At 72.5% G+C, this 17,936-nt stretch carries 15 protein-coding genes; 3 read left to right on the top strand and 12 right to left on the bottom strand.

Features of this window, described 5'->3' with window-relative positions:
• Window positions 1-195 precede the first annotated feature (195 nt).
• On the top strand, window positions 196-2,016 hold the full coding sequence (locus AB0G13_RS19290) for a hypothetical protein (protein WP_357875950.1): 1,821 nt from the start codon (window positions 196-198) through the stop codon (window positions 2,014-2,016).
• 245 nt (window positions 2,017-2,261) lie between these two features.
• Here the strand turns inward: AB0G13_RS19290 and AB0G13_RS19295 are convergent, their stop codons facing one another.
• From AB0G13_RS19295 to AB0G13_RS19310, 4 genes are read right to left on the bottom strand one after another with little or no spacing between them, the layout of a single operon-like run.
• The gene (locus AB0G13_RS19295) at window positions 2,262-2,993 is read right to left on the bottom strand and encodes an amidohydrolase family protein (protein ID WP_357875952.1); all 732 of its coding nucleotides are present in this window, start codon (window positions 2,991-2,993) and stop codon (window positions 2,262-2,264) included.
• Window positions 2,990-3,730, bottom strand: a complete 741-nt coding sequence (locus AB0G13_RS19300) for a hypothetical protein (protein WP_357875954.1) — start codon at window positions 3,728-3,730, stop codon at window positions 2,990-2,992. Before AB0G13_RS19300 ends, AB0G13_RS19295 begins: the two co-directional genes overlap by 4 nt.
• Window positions 3,727-4,623 carry a dihydrodipicolinate synthase family protein gene (locus AB0G13_RS19305; protein WP_357875956.1) on the bottom strand — a complete coding sequence of 299 codons (897 nt, stop codon included), beginning with the start codon at window positions 4,621-4,623 and terminating at the stop codon, window positions 3,727-3,729. The genes AB0G13_RS19300 and AB0G13_RS19305 overlap by 4 nt, the downstream gene beginning before the upstream one ends.
• A complete protein-coding gene (locus AB0G13_RS19310) occupies window positions 4,620-5,792 on the bottom strand; it encodes a DegT/DnrJ/EryC1/StrS family aminotransferase (protein WP_357875958.1) in 1,173 nt (390 codons plus the stop codon). Before AB0G13_RS19310 ends, AB0G13_RS19305 begins: the two co-directional genes overlap by 4 nt.
• An 81-nt stretch (window positions 5,793-5,873) precedes the next feature.
• Here AB0G13_RS19310 and AB0G13_RS19315 point away from each other — a divergent pair, with 81 nt between their 5' ends.
• The gene (locus tag AB0G13_RS19315; RefSeq protein WP_357875960.1) at window positions 5,874-7,094 is read left to right on the top strand and encodes a hypothetical protein; all 1,221 of its coding nucleotides are present in this window, start codon (window positions 5,874-5,876) and stop codon (window positions 7,092-7,094) included.
• Between the two features lie 90 nt (window positions 7,095-7,184).
• Here the strand turns inward: AB0G13_RS19315 and AB0G13_RS19320 are convergent, their stop codons facing one another.
• The 7 genes from AB0G13_RS19320 to AB0G13_RS19350 form a co-directional block, all read right to left on the bottom strand.
• Window positions 7,185-8,240, bottom strand: coding sequence for a dihydrodipicolinate synthase family protein (locus AB0G13_RS19320; RefSeq protein ID WP_357875962.1), 1,056 nt, complete (start codon window positions 8,238-8,240; stop codon window positions 7,185-7,187).
• A gap of 8 nt (window positions 8,241-8,248) precedes the next feature.
• The gene (locus AB0G13_RS19325) at window positions 8,249-9,265 is read right to left on the bottom strand and encodes an NAD-dependent epimerase/dehydratase family protein (protein ID WP_357875987.1); all 1,017 of its coding nucleotides are present in this window, start codon (window positions 9,263-9,265) and stop codon (window positions 8,249-8,251) included.
• Window positions 9,266-9,359: 94 nt separating this feature from the next.
• On the bottom strand, window positions 9,360-10,241 hold the full coding sequence (locus AB0G13_RS19330) for a Gfo/Idh/MocA family oxidoreductase (RefSeq protein ID WP_357875964.1): 882 nt from the start codon (window positions 10,239-10,241) through the stop codon (window positions 9,360-9,362).
• Window positions 10,242-10,297: 56 nt separating this feature from the next.
• Window positions 10,298-11,302 (bottom strand): hydroxyacid dehydrogenase, encoded by a 1,005-nt coding sequence (locus AB0G13_RS19335; protein ID WP_357875966.1) that lies wholly within the window; start codon window positions 11,300-11,302, stop codon window positions 10,298-10,300.
• On the bottom strand, window positions 11,299-12,201 hold the full coding sequence (locus tag AB0G13_RS19340) for a carbohydrate ABC transporter permease (protein ID WP_357875968.1): 903 nt from the start codon (window positions 12,199-12,201) through the stop codon (window positions 11,299-11,301). The genes AB0G13_RS19335 and AB0G13_RS19340 overlap by 4 nt, the downstream gene beginning before the upstream one ends.
• Window positions 12,198-13,103: a sugar ABC transporter permease gene (locus AB0G13_RS19345; RefSeq protein ID WP_357875970.1), complete on the bottom strand. Its 906-nt coding sequence runs from the start codon at window positions 13,101-13,103 to the stop codon at window positions 12,198-12,200. The genes AB0G13_RS19340 and AB0G13_RS19345 overlap by 4 nt, the downstream gene beginning before the upstream one ends.
• Window positions 13,104-13,164: 61 nt before the next feature.
• Window positions 13,165-14,406: a sugar ABC transporter substrate-binding protein gene (locus AB0G13_RS19350; RefSeq protein WP_357875972.1), complete on the bottom strand. Its 1,242-nt coding sequence runs from the start codon at window positions 14,404-14,406 to the stop codon at window positions 13,165-13,167.
• A gap of 149 nt (window positions 14,407-14,555) precedes the next feature.
• On the opposite strand from AB0G13_RS19350, the gene AB0G13_RS19355 reads away from it, so the two are divergent.
• Window positions 14,556-15,818 carry a Gfo/Idh/MocA family oxidoreductase gene (locus AB0G13_RS19355; RefSeq protein WP_357875974.1) on the top strand — a complete coding sequence of 421 codons (1,263 nt, stop codon included), beginning with the start codon at window positions 14,556-14,558 and terminating at the stop codon, window positions 15,816-15,818.
• Between the two features lie 447 nt (window positions 15,819-16,265).
• On the opposite strand, the gene AB0G13_RS19360 is transcribed toward AB0G13_RS19355, so the two are convergent.
• The gene (locus tag AB0G13_RS19360; protein WP_357875976.1) at window positions 16,266-17,918 is read right to left on the bottom strand and encodes a hypothetical protein; all 1,653 of its coding nucleotides are present in this window, start codon (window positions 17,916-17,918) and stop codon (window positions 16,266-16,268) included.
• Window positions 17,919-17,936 lie beyond the last annotated feature (18 nt).

Raw genomic sequence — 17,936 nt, forward strand, 5'->3', positions numbered from 1 at the left:
ACAGCACCCCGATTAGGGTCCGGTCCGTAATGACTTAGACGAACGGAGTCCACCATGCCGCTCAGCCGTCGTTCACTCCTCGGAAGCAGTTGCCTCACCGGCGCCGCACTGGTAGTAGGCCATGGAGCGGCGGCCGGCCCGGCGTTCGCACAGGGCGACCAGAATCTCATGCCGACGAGTTTCGGTCCTGCCTCTTTGACCGCCGCTATCCGGGGCGCCGCCGTCATCGGCGACAGCGTCTTCGTCACCTCCCGGTTCAACACCCCCGAGGGGAAGATGCGGCTGGGCGAGTTCGACGTCAACACCGGCGAGATGCGCAGCATCGACGACCTCACCATCCCGAGCAACGGCGGGCAGAAACTCGCCGCCGACGGCCGGTACGTCTACATCGGCCCCGCCGGCAACGCCCATGTCTACCGGTTCGACCCACGAACCAAGGAGCTGGTGGCCTGGGCCCGCGCCGGAGGCAGCACCACCTGGTACTACGACATGGTCGTGCACGGCGAGCACCTTTACATCGGCACGTACCCGGACTGCACGGTCAAGCGGATCCGCCTGGCCGACGCGACCATCGAGACGTACGGCCGCATCTCCACCTCGCAGTACGCGGCGGCCGTGGCGGTCGACGACGAGTACGTCTACGGCGGGTCGGCCGCGCCCGGCACGCTGCTGGCCTGGCCGAAGGCCGGCGGCGCGCCCACCAACCTGACCCCGCACCTCAGCTCCTCGCCGGTCGGCATCCTGGACATGACCGTCTCCAACGGCGTCATCTACGTGGCCAGCGGCCGGCAGCTGATCTCGTTCCGCCGCGACGGCTCCGACCGGGTCTCCCGGGACATCCCGGCCGAGGACCGCTACATCGACCAGGTGACCGTCGGCAGCGACGGCAAGGTGTACGCGCTGACCCGGCTCACCACCAACCTGTACGAGGTCACCGCCGACGGACTGGTGAAGGTCGGCCAGCCCCTCGCCGACGTGGAGAACCAGCTCCTCACCCCGCTGCCCGGCGGCGCGCTGCTCGGCGTCAGCGGGCTGGGGCACGTGTGGAGGACGACGCCGGGCGGCACGGCCAGCGTGTGGCAGACCGCCACCCGGGGTTTCGGCTACCCGGAGACCATCCAGTCGATGATGCGGCACACCCGGGGCAAGATCTGGGTCGGCGGCCACTACGCGATGACGGTGCACCGCACCGAGGCCGGCACCAGCGACCGGTTCGACATCAACGGCGAGGTCAAGACGATGGCCGAGGGCAGGGCCGGCGTGGTCTACGCGGGTCTCTACCCGAGCACCCAGATCGTGGCGATCGACCCGGACAACTACGAGATCAGTGTGCTGGGCCTGCTCGGCAACGAGCAGCTGCGCACCAAGCGGATCGTCGTGGACCAGCCGCGCAACCAGCTCATCGTGGCGTCCAGCCCACAGACCACCAAGCACACCGGCGCGCTGACCTTCATCGACCTGGCCACCAACGCCTTCGACTCGCACCGCGAGTTCCTGCCCGAGCAGAGCGTCATGGACGTGGTGGTGCAGGGCACCACCGCCTACATCGCCGGCGACACCTACGGCGAGGGCACCACCGGCCCGATCCGCAAGGTCGCGCAGGTGGCGGCCGTCGACATCGTCACCCGCAAGCTGCTGTGGCGCGAGGAGATCAAGCCGGACTGGCAGTCGTACGAGAGCCTGCACGTGGTGGGCAACCTGCTCTACGCGATGGGCCGGCGCCCGCGCGGCGCCTGGTTCGCCTACGACCTGCACACCCGCACCATCGTGATGGAGGGCGACCTCGGCGGGTACGGCCAGTTCAACGGGGTCGACGGCCGCGTTTTCTCCTGGGTGCACTGGACCAACGACATCAGCGAGCTGCCAACCGTGCCGGGCGGCGAGGTGAGCACGCTGTACGACAACGTGCCGCGCGGCTGGTACAACAACCCGTCGTTCCACTTCACCCCGAACGGCAAGGCGACCTGGGGCATGCACGGCATGGACCTGGCCCTCTTCCCGCTGCCCGGGAAGTAGACCGGCGCGCCGATGAACGGCGGGACCGGCCCGGATCACCCGGGCTGGTCCCGCTCGGCGCGTGGACGGAGAAGTCGCTGCACCAGTGCTGATCTGCCGCCGCACCGGCCAGCCCGAGCTCACGGGCGGTGCGGACGCGGCCCGGATCCTCCGGGAGTACGCGGATCCGCGCGGCTGCACCGGGCTCGCCCCCTTCCCCACGGGTAGTTCAGGCGCGAGCACCGAACGGCCAGGGACGGGTGGGGTCAGGACACGTCGAGGCGGAACAGCTCGGCCGCGTTGCGCCAGGCGACCCGCGCGGCCAGTTCCGGGTCGAGGTCGGCGGCGAGCACCGCCCCGAAGGCCGCAGCCGGGTCGATGAGCGTGGCGTCGGTACCGAAGAGCAGCCGCCCCGGGTCCACCGCCGCGGCCACGGCGGCGAACCGGCCCGCCTCGGTGTGCGAGAAGCACGGCTCCAGCCAGAGCCGGTCGACCGAGTTGGCCGCCTCGATGGCATGCCGCCAGCCGTTCGCGCCCATGTGCCCGGCGATGGCGCGCAGCCCCGGGATGTCCGCGACGGCCTGAGCCAGGTCGAGCGGCGTCGCGTCCCAGGTGTGCACGAGGGCGGGCAGGTCGTGCGCGGCGACCAGTTCCAGCGCCGCGCGGGTCTGCGGGGAGTCCGCCGGGGAGGCGGTGTAGTCGGTGTGGATCTTCACTCCGACGAACCGGCCGGTGGGGAGCAGTTCGCGCAGGTCCCGTTCGGCGTCGTCGAGGCGGCGCGGGTTGATCGTCAGGTACCCGAGCAGGCGTTCGCTGGTCTCCAGGACCCGGGCCATCGCCCGGTTGCCGGCGGCGACGTCGTAGATGACCGCCTCGGTGGCGGAGACGACGGCGAGGTCGATGCCGTAGCGGTCCATCACCGCGAGGTTGGTGGCGACCGCCCCGACGTCCATGCTGAAGAACCAGGGTCCCCAGTGGGCGTGCACGTCGATGATCATTCCTGGCCCTCCAGGATCCGGCGGGCGTTGCCGCCCGCCACGGCGGCCACCTCGTCCGGCCCGAGGCCGCCGCGGGCGAGCCGCAGACGCGGCACGGCCGGCTCGTAGAACGGGGTGCGGGAGCCGTAGAGCAGACGCCCGACGCCGACGTGGGCCGCGACGGTCTCCAGCGCGTCGGGCGAGTTGAGCAGCCGGGTGGAGGTGTGGAAGCCGGGCTCGTCGCGGGCCGCCACCACGAAGTCGCCCAGGTGGTAGAAGTGCGTGTCCAGGAAGACCACGGTCGCGCCGCGCAGCGGCCGCCAGAACCGGCGGACGTCCCCGCCGGTCAGGATGACCAGGCCGGCCTCGGTGGCCCGGCGGGCGACGTGCCGCACGGAGGGGAAGTCCGGCTCGACGCGCTGCTCGTCGGGGAAGAGCCGCACCGCCCGGAAGCCGCGCTCGGCGAGCCGGACGACCTCCCGCTCCGCGCCGAGCGGATCGCGCAGGTCGAGCGCGCCGACCGGCAGCACGGTGGGCCCGGCCAGGGCGGCGGCCTCGTCGTTGCCGCTGGACACGTCGAACAGCGCCGCGCGGAGGCTGGCCACGGCCGCCCGCGCGATGCCGTTCGCGCCGAGGGTGGCCGCGACGTCGCGGGGATCGCCGGTGGGGCCCGGCCGGTCGGCGTACCGGCCGACGAGGACGTCGACGTCGAAGGTGACCGACGGCAGGTCGCCCGCGACGAACGGGTTGTCGCTCACCGCTGCCTCGCCACCGCGAGCACGCGGTCCCGGTCGCCGTCCGGCAGCGCCGGACCGTACGGGTCGACGGCGTGGGTGGCGGGGATCCGCCCCTCGTCGGCGGCGATCTGGAGCATGCGGAGCACGTACCCCTCCATCGGATCGGTGAAGGTGACCTCGGCGAGCCGGTCGAGCCGGGCGGAGGCGGCGACGAAGTCGTCGTGCTTGCCGTCGGCGTACGCCCGCAGCACGGCGGCGGTGACCGGCACGGCGGCGGCGGCGAGGCCGACCAGGGCTGCCTGCGCGCCCCACATCAGCGACGGCCCGAACATCCGGTCCTCGCCGGTGACGGCCAGCCGGTCGGCCCGGTGCGCGGCGGCCAGGGCGGCCTGGCAGGCGAGCGCGTCGTGCAGCCGGGCCACCTTCACCCCGGCGACGCCGGGGTGCTCCAGCAGGGCAGCAAGCCGCGCCGGGGCGTACGGCCGGGTGTAGAGGTCGAAGGCGAGCATCGGCAGGCCGGCGGCCTGCCAGACGGCGTCGTGGTGGGCGACCGCGTCGCCGTCGACGGGGAAGACCAGGACACCGGCCGCCCCCAGGTCCGCCGCCCGGGCGGCCTGCGCGGCGACCTCGTCGGTGCGCTCCCCCGGCCGGCCGCCCACGCCGACGACCACCGGCACACCGGTGTCGACGGCGTGGCGCACGACCAGGTCGCGGGTCGCCGGGTCGAGGAAGGGGCCGCGGCCGGTGTGGGCGCACACGGCGAGGGCGTCCGCACCGTCGGCGACCAGGCCGCGCAGGTACCGGTCGAGCACCGCGGCGTCGACGACCCGGTCGGCGTCCATCGGGGTGGCCGTGGCGGCGACCAGCCGCCAGCGCAGCCGGTCGCGCAGGGCCGCGGCGGCCGGCGCGATCACGGGGCCACCGCCGCGCGGACGGCCCGGGCGATCTCGTCGACGTGCGCGTCGGTGTACCGCTCGTTCCAGTCGATCACCAGCAGGGTCTGCGCGATGAGCCGCTCGGCGACCGGGAACGCGCCGGGCCCGTACGCCGGCAGCCGGTCGGCCGGCGGCACGGTGAGCGGGAAGCGGGAGGTGCCGTAGACGGGGGCCTCGGTCAGCGCCGGGGCGCAGTGCAGCGGCTGGTCGAGGTAGCCGGCGCGGGCGGGGATGCCGGCGGCGGCGAGCGTGCCGGCCACCTCGCGGTTGGTCAGCGGCGGGTCGAGCACGATGGGGAAGAGCCACCAGGCGTGCGCGTCGAGGTCCGCCGGCAGGTGCACGCCGGGCAGATCGGCCAGCGCGGCGGCCAGCCGCCGGGCGGTGCGCCGCCGGTCGGCCAGCACGCCGGGCAGCTTCGCCAGTTGGGCGCGGGCGACGGCGCCAGCCAGCTCGGTCATCCGGTAGTTCAGGCCGAGGCCGACGTGCCGGCGCGCCTCGTCACGCGGCCACCCCTTGTCGGCGAAGAGCCGCATCCGGCGGGCCAGCACGGGGTCGTCGGTCACGGTCAGGCCGCCGTCGCCGCAGGTGATGTGCTTCCACTGCTGCAGGCTGAAGCAGCCGATCGCGCCGGCCGTGCCGGCGAGGGTTCCGTCCGGATAGCGGGTGAGCCACGCCTGGGCGCAGTCCTCGATCAGCGGCACGCCGGCGGAGTCGGCGACCGCGCGCAGGTCGGCGGCCGCGCCGAACAGGTGCACCCCGAGGATCGCCCGGGTGCGCGGCCCGATCGCGGCGGCGACCGCCGCCGGGTCGAGATTGCCGGTGTACGGATCGACGTCGGCGAACACAGGAACGGCGTTCTGCGCGAGAATGGGCGCGACCGTGCCGAAGTCGCTGATCGGAGATGTGATGATCTCGTCGCCCGGGTTCGGCGCGACGGCCGCGACGGCCAGGTGCAGGGCAGCGGTCCCCGAGCTGGCGGCCACGGCGTGCGACACTCCGTGGAGCTCGGCCATCTCGCGCTCGAGAGCGCGGACCTCGGTGCCCCAGACCGCGCTGAGCATGCCCGACTGGAGCACCCGGCTGACAGCGGCCAGCTCCTCCGCGCCGATCGTCCGGCCGCCGGCATCGGCCATGCTGGGGAACGACACGCACCCTCCCAGGGCTACAGTAATACCGGGCCTGACCGTAATCTTGTGCTGCGAACAATGCAACCCTGACAGGAGGCAGCGGTGACCATTGAGATCGGGGTCGTGGGTCCGCACGACCTGGTCGACGACGTGGCCGCCACCTGCGAGGAGCAGCCCGGCGTCACCGCCCGGCGGCTGCACTACGACCACGAGTCGCAGGCACCGGCGATCGTGGAGGCACACGCCGGCCAGGTCGAGGCGTGGCTGTTCACCGGCGTCGTGCCGTACACCCTCGCCCGGGAGGCGAACCTGCTGAACAGGCCGGCGGTCTTCGTCGACTACACCGGCGCGACCCTGCTCCAGGCCGCCGTGCGGCTGCTGCGCGACGGCCGCGACGTCACCCGCATGTCGATCGACACCGTCACCGGCGCGGACCTCGCCGGCACCTTCGGCGAGGCCGACCTGCCGGTGGACCGGGTCCGGTCGCTGCCCTATCGCAGCGGCCTGAGCTCCGACGACGTGATCGCCTTCCACCGCCGCCAGCGCAAGGCCGGCGCGGACGTCGCCGTCACCTGCCTCAGCTCGGTCTACGAGACGCTGCGCCACGAGATGCCGGCGTTCCGCCTCGCCCCGTCGAACCACTCGGTACGCACCGCGCTGCGCCAACTCCTGCTGCAGGTCGGCAGCCAGGCCCAGGAGGACGCCCAGATCGCGCTCGGGCTGGCCAACCTGTCCGACGGCGACGACGGGCTGCTCAAGGAGGTGGCCGGGCTCGGCGGCACCGTCGCGCGCTTCGCCCCCGACACGTACCTCATCGTCACCACCCGAGGGCCGCTGCACGACGCCACCGGCGGCTTCACCGCGCTGCCGATGCTGCGCCGCCTGGCCGACCGGCACGAGACCGTCCAGATCGGGTTCGGGCTGGGACGCAGCGCCGCCGAGGCGGAGAACCTGGCGCGCCGCGCCCTCAGCCGCGCCCGCAGGGTCGGCCCCACCACGGCCGTGCTGTCGCTGCGCGGCGAGACCGACATCGTGCTGGAGTCGACCACGCCGACCCCGCCGCCGGCGGAGGTGAACCTGGCGGTCATCGCCCAACGGGTCGGCCTGTCCGTGCCGACCCTGCTGCGGTTGCGCGAGGTGCGCACGGCGGTCGGCGACGAGCCGCTGACCAGCCGGGAGGTCGCCGACCAGCTGCGGGTGCAACAGCGCACCGCCCGGCGCATGCTGCACCGCCTCGAGCTGGCCGGCCTGGCCGAGCGGACCGGCAACCTCGCCTCCGGCACCAGCGGCCGCCCGCTGACGCTCTACCGCCTGACCCTCTGACCGCCCGCTCCGGTCCCGGGCGGGCGGCCGCGAGGGCGGCGGCGAGGATGCCGTCGCGCGCCGCCGCCCTGCTGACCGCGTCGGACGCGGTCAGGACAGCCAGGTGTCGAGGTGCTCGGCGACGAAGTCGTCGTCGCGCAGGTGCGGGTACGCCCGGTGCACCCGGTCCAGCTCGGCCATCTGCCCCGGCGACAGCTCCTCGGCCGGGTCCAGGCACCACCGGCCGGCCAGCAGGCCCTGCCGGCGCAGCACCTCGTGGATGCCGGGAATGCAGCCGTGGTAGCCGTTGGCGGAGTCGAAGATGGCGGCGTTGGCGTCGGTCAGGTGACCGTCGAGGGTGAGCAGCCGGCGCAGCGCGGCGTCGTCGCCGGCCCGGGCCCGGCGGGCGTCGTCGAGCAGCGTCACCGCGGTGTTCGCCCAGACCGCCCACTGGCCGAGCAGCCCACCGACGAACTCGACCTCGACGGCCCGGCCGTCCACCATGACCCGGTGCGGGGCCACGAGGTCGGCGAGGATGTGGTCGTCGTTGCCGGTGTAGAGGGCGAGGTCGCCGTTGCGGCCGGCCGCGCACACGCCGTGCAGCACGTCGAGGGTGCGGTAGCGGTCGAAGGGCGCCACCTTGATCCCGACCACCGATTCGAGGGCGGCCAGCCGGGCCCAGAAGCCCCGGGACAGCTCCCGACCGCCGACGGCGGGCTGCAGGTAGAAGCCGATCACCGGCAGCACCTCGCCGACCGCCCGGGCCCGCTCGACGAGGGCGTCCTCGTCCAGCGGCGCGTACGGCGGCAGCAGCACCATGTGGTAGCCGAGCGAGGCGGCCAGCTCAGCCTCGGCGACCGCCTGGGCGGTGTCCCCGCACGCGCCGGCGACCAGGATGGCGTCCGAGCCGGCCGCGGTCTCGGCGGCCAGCTCCAGCACGGGGGCGAGCAGCCCGACCTTCGGGTCGTGGATGGCGAACTGGGTGGTGTGCACGCCGACGGCGATGCCCCCCGCGCCGGAAGCCAGGTAGTAGCGGGTCAGAGCCCGCTGCCGGCGCTCGTCGAGCCGGCGGTCGGCGTCCAGGGCGAGCGGGTGCGCCGGGATGACGCAGCCGCGCCGGAACCGGGCCAGGGCCGAGGTCTGTCGGGTGCTCGATGCGGTCAACACGGTCTCTCCTAGAAGTTGCCGTCGCGGCGCTGGAATCCGGTCGGCTTACCGAGCAGGGGTTGGCCGTTGGCGACCCAGTCCGCTGTCAGGTCGATCAGGTCGGCGACGGGCACGTCGGGGTAGCCGAAGAGCCGGTGGCAGAGCTGGGCGTTGGACAGCAGCGCGGTCGGCGCCTCGGTGCCGGTGAAGACCGGCTCGCGGCCCAGCCGGGCGGCGAGCGCGGTGGCGACCTGACGGACCGAGACCAGCTCCGGCCCGGTCAGGTTCAACACGAACGGCGGTGTCCGCGTGTGGTGCAGGGCGCGCAGGGTCACCTCGTTGGCGTAGCCCTGCCAGACGATGTTGGCGTGGCCCATGGTGAGGTCCACGGGCTCGCCCGCGTGCAGGGTACGGGCGATGTCGACGAGGACGCCGTAGCGCATCTCGACGGCGTAGTTGAGCCGGATCAGGGCCAGCGGGGTGTCGTCGCGCAGCGCGAAGTGGGTGAGGATGCGCTCGCGGCCCAGGCAGGACATGGCGTACTCGCCGACCGGCTGGACCGGGGTCTGCTCGACGCAGCCGCCGGAGGTCACCGGGACCAGCGGGTAGACGTTGCCGGTGCTCAGGGCCACGAGGCGCGAGCCGGCGAAGCGCTGCGCGATCCGCCCGGGCAGGTAGGTGTTGGTGGCCCAGGTGGCGTGTTCCCGGCCGGAGGTGCCGAACTTCGCCCCGACCAGGAAGACCACGTTGGCCGCGTCGGGCAGCGCGGCCAGGGCGGCGTCGTCGGTGACGTCGGCCTCGACCACCACCGCGCCCTCGTCGCGCAGCGCGTCGGCGAGCCCCGCCTCCGAGAAGCGGGACACGGCGATGACCTTGGCGCCGGTGCCCGCCGCCGCGACGCCGCGCAGCGCCAGCCGGACGAGGCTGGGCCCCAGCTTGCCGCCCGCCCCGAGGATCAGGATGTCTCCGTCGAGCTTGCGCAGGTCGTCCACCAGGACGTCCCGCGGGCGCGAGAGCCGCTCCTCCAGTTCCGCCACCGTACGCATGCCAGCCACGCCCCTTCCGAAGTAACGGTCATGACCGTAACCTCCGGCCGGAGGGGCGTCAAGGCACCCGACGCATGGATCGGGCCGGCGGGGGTCAGGCCACGGCGCGCGCCGAGGTGAGAACGTCCAGGACGGCCCGGGTCTGCGCCCACGGCACCGGGCTCGGCGCGCCCCGGACCATGCCCACGAACGCGTCGATGGTGGCCCGGTAGCCCAGCTCGTCGGCCCCGCCGCGCAGCACCACCCGGCGCTCCCCCGCGGCGGTGTGCACGGTGACCTCGTACGCCTCGCCCTCGCTGACCCCGAGCACCTCCACCGTGCCGGGCACCCCGTCGTCCCACTGCACGGCCAGCAGCCCGGTGTCCTCCGAGCGCAGGCCCCGGTGCCGGCGCACGGTGCCGGCGGCCCCGACCAGCCGCACCGCCGGCCCGAGCAGCGCGACCAGCAGCTCCACCCCGTGCAGACCCATCATCACCAAGGTGCCCCCGCCGACCGCCGGGTCGTCCTGCCACGGGTTGTAGCCGGTGGCCCAGAGCCCGACGTCGTGGCGGACCGTGGCGCGCACCGACAGCACCTCCTCGCGCGGCACGTCGAACGCGACGAAGTCCGGCGCGAAGCGCAGCACCGAGGAGGAGAGCACCAGCTCCGGGGCCCGCGCCACGACGCGTTCCAACCGGTCGAGCTGCCCGACGGTCGCGGCGGCCGGCTTGTTGACGAAGCACGGCAGCTTGCGCTCCAGCACCTGCGACAACGCCTCCGGCACGTCCGAGGTGGGGACGGTGAGGACCACGCCGTCCGGGCCGGTCGCCAGCAGCGCCGCGAGGTCCGGCGCGACCGCCGCGTCCGGCTGCTCGGCCCGGAACCGCGCCAGTCGCTGCGGGTCGGGCTCCCACACCACGAGTTCCGCGTCGTCGCGCAGGGTGCGGGCGTCGGTGTAGGGGTGACTGGTGGCCAGTCCGGCGAGGGCGATGCGCATGAGCGCAGAGGCTACTCATCCGGCCTCCCGCCGCGCCAGGGGCAGGTCAGCCCTGCTCAGCCCGTGCGATCGAGGTGCTCCGGTCGCACCTCGTGGCGCAGCTGCTCCCCGCGTAGGAACCGGTCGATCTCGGCGATGACGATGTCGGCGGCCCGCCGCCGCGACCCGACCGTCCCCGCCGCCTCGTGCGGGGTCAGCAGCACGTTCGGCAGCCGCCGGAACGGATGGTCCACCGGCAGCGGCTCGGCGTCGAAGACGTCCAGCGCGGCGTCGATCCGCCCGGAGCGCAGTACGGCCAGCAGCGCGGCCTCGTCGACCAGGGCCGAGCGGGCGGTGTTGACCAGCAGCGCGCCGTCGGGCAGCAGGGCCAGCTCGCGCCCCCCGATCATCTTGACGGTCTCCGGCAGCACCGGCGCGTGCAGGGACACCACGAGGCTGCGGGCGAGCAGGTCGTCCAGGTCGACCCGCTCGACGCCGAGCACTCCGGCGTCGGCGTCGGACAGGTACGGGTCGGCGACCAGCACCCGCGCCCCGAGCGCCCGCACCAGGCCGAGGTACGCCCGGCCGGTGCGGGACGCCCCGACCACCCCGACCGTCGCCCCGCGCAGCTCCCGCCGGGGCGGCGCCGCCTTCGCGGCCGCCCAGTCCACCCCGGTCCGCAGGGCGTGATCGAAGCGGTGCAGCTGGTGCAGCAGGGCGAGGGTCAGCGCGAGCGCCTGCTCCCCCACCGCGTACGCCATCGCCTCGCCGGCCTGGGTGACGCGGACGCCCCGGGCGAAGCTGGCGGGGGTGACGAACGGTTTGACGCTGGCCCCGGTGTGCGCGAGCAGCCGCAGCCGGGGCGCGGCGGCGAGCACGTCGGCGCTCAGCGGGGCGGTGCCCCAGCCGGTCACGACGACGTCGGCGTCGCCCAGCAGCCGGGCCAGGGCACGCTCGTCGCCGACGTCGGCGCCGTCGGCCGGCAGCCGCACCTCCCCCAGCCGGCCCAGCGCTGCCCAGCCGTCGGCGTCGAAGAACAGCTCGCGGACCTCCGGCGAGGCCGCCACCGCGATGACGCTCATCCCTTGATACCCGTGGTGGCGACGCCCTCCTGGAAGTAGCGCTGTCCGATCAGGTACGCCATGAAGATCGGCACGAACGCCACGACCGACCCGGCGAGGAGCATGTTCAACGCCACGTTCTCCTGCTGCAGCGAGGCGATGCCGGTGGTGAGGGTACGCATGTCCAGGCTCTGCCCGACGATGAGCGGCCACAGGAAGTCGTTCCAGTGCCACAGGAAGACGAAGACGCCGAGCGTGGCGAGGATCGGCTTGATCAGCGGCAGCACGATCGAGACGTACACCCGCCACTCGGAGCAGCCGTCGAGGCGGGCCGCCTCGAACAGCGAGTCGGGCAGCGAGGCGATGAACTGCCGCATCAGGAACACCGCCTGGGCGTTGGCCAGGGTCGGCACGATCATGCCCCAGTACGTGTCCACGCCGTTCAGCTCGGAGATGATGATGAACGTCGGGATCATCGTGACGTGGTACGGCACCATCAGCATCGCCAGGAACGACCAGAACATGGTCTCCTTGCCCGGGAACCGCTTCTTGGCGAAGGCGTAACCGGCCATCGAGGCGAACAGCAGCACGCCGACCACCGACACCACCGAGTAGACGACGGTGTTCCACATCCAGCGCAGCACGCTCTTGGCGCCGATCACCTGGTCGTACGCCTCGGTGGAGAACGGCCAGGGCAGCAGGCTGTCCGGGAACGTGACCGGCCCGGTCGGCTTCAACGACAGCACGACCATCGCGTAGAAGGGGAACAGGGTGACCGCCGCGCCGACCACCAGCAGGGCGGTACGGCCGACCATCCAGCCCTTGCCGGGCCTGCCGGGCCGGTACGGCCGCCGGGCGCGCCTGGGTGGCGGCGGCGGGGCGGGCACGACGGTGGCCGGTGGCGTGATCGTGTCCGTCATTCTTCCCTCCCGAGGGTCAGCCGCTGGATGAGCGCCACGATGATCGTCAGCACGAACAGCGCGACCCCGACGGCACTGGCGTAGCCCAGGTCGAAGTACTTGAAGCCCTGGTCGTAGAGCAGGTAGACCAGGCTGTAGCTGGACCGCACGGGGCCACCGCCGGTCATCACGTAGATCATGTCGAAGACCTGGAACGACACGGTGGTCTCGATGATGGCGACGAAGAACAGTGCGGGCCGCAGCTGGGGCAGCGTCACGTACCGGAAGCGCTGCCACGCCGACGCGCCGTCGGTCAGCGCCGCCTCCTCCAGCTCCGCCGGGATGTCCTGCATCCGGGCGAGCAGGATCAGCATGCCGTAGCCGAAGCGGGACCAGACCGAGACCAGCACCAGCGCGGGGACGACCAGCGCGCTGTCGGCGAGCCAGGAGCCGGCCGGCAGGCCGATCGCGCCCATGGCCCGCGACCACGGCCCGTCCTCGGCGAAGACCCAGGTGAAGACCACACCGGCGAGGACCAGGCTGGTCACCACCGGCAGGAAGAAGATGGACCGGAAGAGCTTCGCGCCGCGGAAGGCACGGCGGGTCAGCAGCGCCATGCCGAGGGAGGCCAGCATCGACAGCGGCACGGACAGCCCGGTGAACAGGACCGTCACGCGCAGCGCCGACCAGAACGTGGGATCGTCGACGAGGCGTCGGAAGTTCTCCAGCCCGGTGAAACTGGTCTCGCCACCGATGGTGTAGTCGGTGAAGCCCAGGATCACCCCGGCGATCGCCGGCCCGAACCGGAACACGACGAAGAGCAGCAGGAACGGCAGGACGAACAGCAGCGCCGCGCCGGCCTCGCGGGCGGAGGGGCGGCGCACGCGTACGCGCTGGCGGCGGCTCCCCGGTAGTGCAACCATCTGACAACCTTTCTCGGCGGCTCGCGGTGGGCGGGTAGGCCCACCGCGAGCCGCGCCGGCGCTATCCGAGCAGCGGGGTGGCGGCCTTCGCCGCGTCGTCGAGCGCCTGCTCCACGGACTTCTTGCCGAGCAGGGCGGCCTGGATCTCCGGGGAGAGGACGCCCTGGACGTCGCGGGCCTTCTCGTGCAGCGGGCCGACCGTGCTGGTGCCCACCTGCTTCTCCTGCTCACCGAGGACCGGGTCGCCGGTGTACAGCGGGCCGGTGGACTTGCGCGGGGAGAAGAAGCCGGAGGCCAGGTCGTACTTCTTGGTGTTCTCGGCGTTGGTGGCGAAGGCGAGCCACTTGCCGGCCGCCTCCTTGTTCTTGGAGGTCTTCAGCATCGACAGCGAGCCGACGGTGCCGTAGCCGATCTGCTTGGTCTCGGTGAAGTGCGGGACGACCTGGATGTTGTCCTTGCCCCAGAACTTCTCGATCTCGGTCACCGGCACGCTCCACACGCAGCCGACCTTGTTCTGCGCGATGCGGGTCTGCTCGATCGGCGGGACGGCGGTGACAAGGGACTTGTCGACGTAGCCGCCGTCGACGAGCTGCTTGAGGAAGTTCAGCGCCTTCTTGCCGGCGTCGCTGTTGAAGGCGACCGACTTGCCATCCGGGCTGAACACGTCGCCGCCGGCCTGCCAGAGCAGCGGGTAGAAGGTCTGGTTCAGGGTCTGCTTGGCGTCACCGGCGTAGGCGGCGACGTCGTAGCCCTTGGCCTTGAACTTCGGGGCCAGGGTGAGCAGGTCGTTCCAGCTGGTCGGGTAGGTCGTCTCGCCGACGGCCGCGAAGACCTTCTTGTTGCAGATCGGCGTGGAGGCGCTGGTGAGGATCGGGGCGCCCATCATCTTGCCGTCGATGCTCACCGACTGCACCACGTTCTCGTGGTAGTCGCTCCTGGTCGCCTCGTCGAGGTACTTGTCGACGGGCTCGATGTTGCGGGCGTACTTGGGCAGCTGGTCGGGGATCAGGTAGACGACGTCCGGCCCCTTGTTGCCCGCGATCGCGGTGGCTAACGCCTGGTCGCGGTTGGCCCACGGGAAGATCTCGACCTTGACCTCGATGTCGGGGTTGGCCGCCTGGAACGCCTTGATGGTCTCGTCCCAGTGCGCGCGGTGCTTCGCCTCTTCGAAGATCACCGGATATTTCCACATTGTCACGGTCGCCTTGCCGGAGTCACCGGAGCCGGAACCGCCACAGCCCGTGGCCGCGAGCGCGGCGACGAGCGCCACCGCCACGGCCGAAAGGCTCTTCCGAACACGCATCTCGCATCCTTCCGGGGGGGTCATGTTCGCAGTACATTAACTTACGGTCCGGGCCGATACTAGAGCCCGCATGTACCGAGGTCACATCGTTACTGTTCGTGCGAATGCCTGGACAGATCGATCCAGAACCGTAATAGCGAAGGACTCCGATGACCGTCACCCTCGCCGTCGTCGGCGCCGGCAACCGCGGCAGCACCTACGCCGGATACGCACTGCGCCACCCCGAGCGGGCCCGCATCGTCGCAGTCGCCGACCCCCGGCCCGCCCACCGGGCCGCGCTCGCCGACGCCCACGGCGTCGCGGCGTCCGCCTCCTTCGAATCCTGGCAGGCCCTCACCGCGCAACCCCGACTGGCCGACGCCGTCGTCCTCGCCACCCCCGACCGGGAACACGCGGAACCGGCCGCCCGCCTCGCCGACCTCGGCTACCACATCCTGCTGGAGAAGCCGATCGCGCCGACCGAGGCCGAGTGCGAGGCGGTCACTGCGGCGGCCGAACGCACCGGCGTGCTGCTCGCCGTCTGCCACGTGCTGCGCTACACCCGTTACACCGACGCGGTGAAGCGGCACGTCGACGCCGGAACACTGGGCCGGATCGTCGGCGTGGAACACCTGGAGCCGGTCGGCTGGTGGCACTTCGCCCACTCCTACGTCCGCGGCAACTGGCGCCGCGCCGAGGACTCCTCCAGCAGCCTGCTCGCCAAGTGCTGCCACGACCTGGACTGGCTCCGCTACATCGTCGACGACACCCCGGCACAGGTCAGCAGCGTCGGCGCGCTGCACCACTTTCATCCCGGCAACCGACCGTCCGGCGCCGCCGACCGCTGCCTCGACTGCCGGGTCGAGTCGACCTGTCCCTACTCGGCCGCCCGCTTCTACCGCGCCTGCCTCGCCGACCCGGCCCGGCACGAGTGGCCGCTGTCGGTGGTGACCCGCGACCTGACCGGCGACGGCGTGGACGCCGCGCTGCGCGACGGGCCCTACGGGCGGTGCGTCTACGCTGGCGGCAACGACGTCGTCGACCACCAGAGCGTCACCGTGTCGTTCGCCGGCGGCGCGACCGCCACCCTCACCATGAGCGCCTTCACCCCCGGCGGGCACCGCCGAACCCGGATCATGGGCACCCACGGCTACCTGGAAGGCGACGGCGAGCAGGTCACCGTGACCGACTTCGTGACCGGCACCAGCGTCACCACGGACACCCGGGGCGGCGGGGCGGACGCCGGCTCCGGCCACGGCGGAGGCGACATGGCACTGATGGCGGCCTTCGTCGAGGCGGTGGCCACCGGCGACCGGTCGCGGGTGCGTTCAGGGCCGCGGGAGTCCCTGGACAGCCACCGCATGGCGTTTGCCGCGGAACGCAGTCGGCTCGCGGGCGGCGTGCCGGTGGCACTCGAGCCCATCTCACGCTGACCCGGCCGCTCCCCTGCTCCGGCCGTCCTGTCCCGTCGGCGTCCGGTCAGCCGGCGGTACGACTTACCGGGCCGGGGTCGTTGCTCCTCTCTTGCGGGGAGCCGGTTGGTTCCCGCGGGGATGTTCCGGACCCGGAGCCGCATTGGAATCCACGTATGAGCTTGACATGAATCTTGACCGGGATGTGGCCTCACCTCGGCAGCTGCGCTGAAGTCCCGCGTCACCACCCGTACGCCGGCACGGTGTTGCCGCCCCGCTGCGGTGCCCGGTGGACCGCTGCCCCGCCGGCAACCTGACTGCCACGGGCGCAGGTGAGGGCCCGCAGCGCAGTAACGCAGGCGAGCACCGCCGAATGGTCCGTCCCCTGGCTCTCCACGATCTACTCTGTGGCGGACGGTGCCCGCCCGGTGACCGGACGGGCACCGCCGACGTCACCGCGGACGCCACTCAGGCGCCCGGGCCTCGGATCGTGACGTCGTGGCTGGTGTAGGCGTACGCGTAGGTGGCGTTGCCGTCGAAGCGGACGTGGTACGTGTACTGGCCGCCGACCGGGGGCGTGTCGGTGATGGTGAACGAGCCGTCAGCGGCGAGCGGCACCAGCGGCAGGTCGGCCCCGACGGAACCGTTCTTGTTGGTGTAGACCCGGTACACCACGATCGACCCGGAGGCCGGCGTGGGCACGTTACCGGCGGTGCTCATCTGACCGGTGAGGGTGAGCGAACTGGTGTTCCCTGTCGTCGGGCCGGTCACGGTCAGCGAGGTGGGGTGCTGGGCCACGCCGACCTCGGTCGTGATCTTCGACCAGCGGAAGGTGGGGCTGCCGTCCCAGGTGGCGGTGTACCTGACGCTGCCGCCGACCGGCGGGGTGTCGGCGACGGTGAAGGTGCCATCCTCGGCGGTGGTCACGCCGGGCAGGGTGGCGGTGGTGCCGTCGGGCAGCGTGCGGCTGATTTCGATCGGCTGTGCCCCGGGCGCGGAGCCGTCGGGGAAGGCGAGCCGGCCGGTCATGGTGAACGGGTCCAGCGCGGTCGCCGCGGTGGTGGCCGACAGGCCCAGCGTGGACGCCGGCAGGAAGGCGCCCTCCACTCGCCACAGGTAGTACCGGTTGTACGGCCAGTCGTTGAGCAGTGCGTAGAGGTCGTCGCCCAGCACGGAGAGGCTTCCGGTGACCAGGTCGCCCTTGTAGGTCATCTGCGCCTGGTAGGTCTTCGCCCCCGTGGCGGCGTCGTACACGTTGGCGTAGGGACCGTAGTTCGAGCCGTAGAAGGCGGTGGCGACGTGTTCGCCGTCCGGGCCGAGCGCGATCGCGCCCGGTACGCCCGGGTGGTCGGCCCTCGAGCCGTAGCTGCGCACCTTGGTCAGGGTCTTGGTATCCCAGACGTCGAAGCCGGAGGTGGCGAAGACCGAGACGGCCTGGGTGCCGTCGGGCGTGATGGTGAGGTCGGTCAGGTTGGACAGGCCGTTGTCGGCGCCGTCGATCACGCCCCGCAGGGTCGCCGGAGTGGTGCTGACGTCGTACACCCGCGGGCTGGCGGGATTGATCCCCGCCTCGGCGGTGAAGACCGTGTTGCCGGCGCCGGCGACCAGTGGCACGCCGTACATCCGGTTGGCAACCTGGACGGGGGTGGGCGTCGCCACGGACAGGTCGAGGCCGAGGACGCCGCCGACAAAGTCGTTCCTGATGCCGTAGCCCACCCAGAGCTGGTCGCCGTCGACAGACAGGTTCGCCGGGGACGGGTACGCGGCCAGGTTGATTCGTCGGACGACGGCGAGGGTGGCCGTGTCGATCTCGGCGATCTCGTTCGAGCCGGTCAGCGCCGCGTAGACCCGGCTGCCGTCGGGCGTGGCGGCCAGGCCAGCTGGGCTGGCCAGGCCGGTGATGTTGCCGGTGAGCGTGCCGCGGGCGTCAGCGACCACTATCCGGTCATTGGCGGAGACGAAGACCCGGCCACCGGCCGCAGCCGTGTCAACGACGCCGGTGACGCCTTGGATCAGGGTGGCGGTGTCCCTGGCGGCGGCGGGTGCGGTGGTGACGACGAGGCTGGCCGCGGCGGCCATCGTCGATGCCAGGACTGAGCCGATCACTGTGCGGATTCGCACGTGCGGTCCCCTTTCGGT

The organism is Micromonospora sp. NPDC023633 (genome assembly GCF_040640035.1).
In the GTDB taxonomy this organism is placed as follows: domain Bacteria; phylum Actinomycetota; class Actinomycetes; order Mycobacteriales; family Micromonosporaceae; genus Micromonospora.

Excerpts from the sequence above, each read along its gene's own strand:
- AB0G13_RS19340 (WP_357875968.1), bottom strand. The coding sequence starts at position 12,201 with ATGACGGACACGATCACGCCACCGGCCACCGTCGTGCCCGCCCCGCCG.
- AB0G13_RS19295 (WP_357875952.1), bottom strand. The coding sequence starts at position 2,993 with ATGATCATCGACGTGCACGCCCACTGGGGACCCTGGTTCTTCAGCATG.
- AB0G13_RS19330 (WP_357875964.1), bottom strand. The coding sequence starts at position 10,241 with ATGCGCATCGCCCTCGCCGGACTGGCCACCAGTCACCCCTACACCGAC.
- AB0G13_RS19335 (WP_357875966.1), bottom strand. The coding sequence starts at position 11,302 with ATGAGCGTCATCGCGGTGGCGGCCTCGCCGGAGGTCCGCGAGCTGTTC.
- AB0G13_RS19325 (WP_357875987.1), bottom strand. The coding sequence starts at position 9,265 with ATGCGTACGGTGGCGGAACTGGAGGAGCGGCTCTCGCGCCCGCGGGAC.
- AB0G13_RS19345 (WP_357875970.1), bottom strand. The coding sequence starts at position 13,103 with ATGGTTGCACTACCGGGGAGCCGCCGCCAGCGCGTACGCGTGCGCCGC.
- AB0G13_RS19355 (WP_357875974.1), top strand. The coding sequence starts at position 14,556 with ATGACCGTCACCCTCGCCGTCGTCGGCGCCGGCAACCGCGGCAGCACC.
- AB0G13_RS19350 (WP_357875972.1), bottom strand. The coding sequence starts at position 14,406 with ATGCGTGTTCGGAAGAGCCTTTCGGCCGTGGCGGTGGCGCTCGTCGCC.